This window comes from bacterium, assembly GCA_035370465.1.
Lineage (GTDB): Bacteria > Ratteibacteria > UBA8468 > B48-G9 > JAFGKM01 > JAGGVW01.
Genome location: DAOOVW010000089.1, coordinates 1 through 2,572, shown reverse-complemented (window position 1 = coordinate 2,572; position 2,572 = coordinate 1). Strand labels below are relative to the sequence as shown.

2 protein-coding genes are annotated in these 2,572 nt (G+C 25.3%); both read right to left on the bottom strand.

What is annotated here, in order from left to right:
• Positions 1-337 precede the first annotated feature (337 nt).
• Positions 338-511 (bottom strand): hypothetical protein, encoded by a 174-nt coding sequence (locus tag PLW95_08055; GenBank protein HOV22608.1) that lies wholly within the window; start codon positions 509-511, stop codon positions 338-340.
• Between the two features lie 7 nt (positions 512-518).
• Complete coding sequence (locus tag PLW95_08050; protein HOV22607.1) at positions 519-2,525, bottom strand: hypothetical protein; 2,007 nt, start codon at positions 2,523-2,525, stop codon at positions 519-521.
• Between the last annotated feature and the right edge of the window lie 47 nt (positions 2,526-2,572).

Here is a 2,572-nt window from a genome sequence, read left to right as displayed (position 1 = left end):
GAAAGATAAAACTAATACTATTCCTACAACTAACCCAACTATCTTTTTTTTCGTTCTTTCCATTTTTTCCTCCTTTTTTCAAAAATTTTATAGTTATTATATATTAGATGACAAAATTTTTGAAAAGTTTACTTTTTTTATTTTTTTATGGTCTTTCTTATTTAAGTTGCATTTAAAGTATTTAATTTATATTTTAATAACCTCACAATTTTAATAATTTATGCTTAGAGATATTTCTTCTTCTTACTTAATTGATAAAGTATTTTCATCAGTTTATTCTGTCTATACTTTTTATCCATTTTTTTCTCTTTATTATACCAAATCTTCACTCCTAACTTTAATTCTTTCCTATCTCTTTGAGTATCACTATCTTATCCAGAGGCTCGCCCGTAGGGTCTACGCCCGAGGGGATTCTTTGGACAAATATTACTGCAACTTTTTTAAGAATGAACCCTTTTTTTATTTCCATAATTGGGTTTTTTTCATATCTTTTTAAATATACATTATTCATATCTCTCCTATTTTCTAAAAGACATAATTAAAAATTCAAAGGGGGATAAATTGTATTGAATTTTTATTATATTTTCTTTTTTTTCAAATTTTACTTTTTTGTTGAATTCAATAAACTTACCATTTCCTAAAAGCAAGTATGGTTTAAAACATTTTTTATTAAAAATATTCTGGGAGTTCAAAACAATATTTGAAACTTTATCAGATGAAAGGTTCAGTATCAATATAAAAATTCCATTTTTACCTTCAAAATAATATGGCACAAGATAAGGATGGTTTGTTATAGATATAGGTAATGACTTTCCATTTATTTCAGGAAAGAGATTCCTTAATAGTACCTGAGTTTTTGGATTTAGAAAAACAGGCAATAAATTTTCAGTAGGAACAAAAGAAAAAATTCCAAATTTTGCACCATATTTATTTTCAGTTATAACAATTGCAGGAGAAACTATTTTATTTTCAAAATTTACCAGAGATGCAATTGTCTCAAATTTTTCTGACAAAATTTCAAGATTAACAAAATCTTTTGGGAAAGTTGCAAATCTTACAGGAAAGAATTCATCCTGATAAGGACCATTTATTTTATTCTTATGAAAATAAATACTTCCACAATCATCAATGGGAACTGCTTCCCTACATTTAACTCCTATTTTTTTCTCATAACCGAGATATTGAAGTATTTGTAAAGCATCTTTATCAATTATCACACCTCCATTTTTAATTATTTGTTCTAATTTTTCTTTTTCTAACCCAAGAACTTCATTTCCTGAAAGAATATAAAACTCTGGTTCATTCCAATTATATGAAATAGGTAAACCAAGAAGAGGTATTATTCTATCCCAGCATAATGAGTTAAAAATTGTATAAAGGTTTTTATTTTGGGGGGTTGTAAATAAAGTTGTTTTAGAAGTATGAATTATTGATATACCTTTGGATACATTATTTTTACTAATCTCCTTTAATTTTCCAAAGAATTTTTTATTTTTTTTAAGTACTTCTATAAACTCAATATTTTCATCAAATTTCTGCCCATAAGTATCAAAAATATTTACAAGTGGTTTCTCAAATCCATTTATATAACAGAAAGAAATTTGGTATTTAAAAATTTGTTTTGATTTTGAAAATATTGAGTATGGATAATTTTCTATTTCTGGTTGAATTTCAACATCTTTATTTATTAGATTTCTTATTATTAATGGCTGAGCAAAAGATAATGGAATTGATAATTTTAAATCAAATCCATATTCCTTATATATTGGCAGTTGTGGTCTGCATAAAGGTTGCCTATTCCCTGCTAATGTTTTTATAATCTCATTTATGTCAGTTCCCCAAAAGCACATTGGAAATGTCTGCAACATCAACCCTACTCTTGTTTCTGGTGATATACTATGAACTGCTTTTTCTATCAATTCTGCTACTTCTTTTAAGGATAAATTTAAAATTTCAAAATATTTCTTTTTAATATCAGATGGAATAAAAGTTTCTTTCAATATTTCTTCTTTTAATTTTTCACGAGTAATTTTTTCACCTGTTTCTTTTTCGTATTTTTTTAAGTGAAGAGGGCAAAAACAAAAAAAACCATCCATAATATATCTAAAATCATCATCGACATAAATAATATCTGGTTTTAAACTGGCAAAAACTTGATAAACTTCATATATATATTTTTTAAAATTTTCATCTAATGGACAACATCCTCCTTTAGATTCAATTCCATTAATATCAACTTTTCTTTGAAAAGGGAATTTTCTCTCTATTTTTTTTGGGAAATATATATGTCCAAGTGTTTGTAACATATTTATCCCGAATCTTAGATTTTCTTTTTTTATCAATATTGCCCATTTTTTAAGTTTTTTTGCATAATTTCTATATTTCTCAATGTCTATAAATGAAGGTTGACTGTCATAACTTGAAGTAAAAAATAAAATTCCATCTGTTTCTGTTTTTTTACAGAACTCAACTAATTCTCCTAATCTCTCCTCTTTATTTTCAGGTAAATAATATCTAATAAACATTTTTATTAAAATATAAGAAAGTATTTATCTTTAACAAAATAACTACT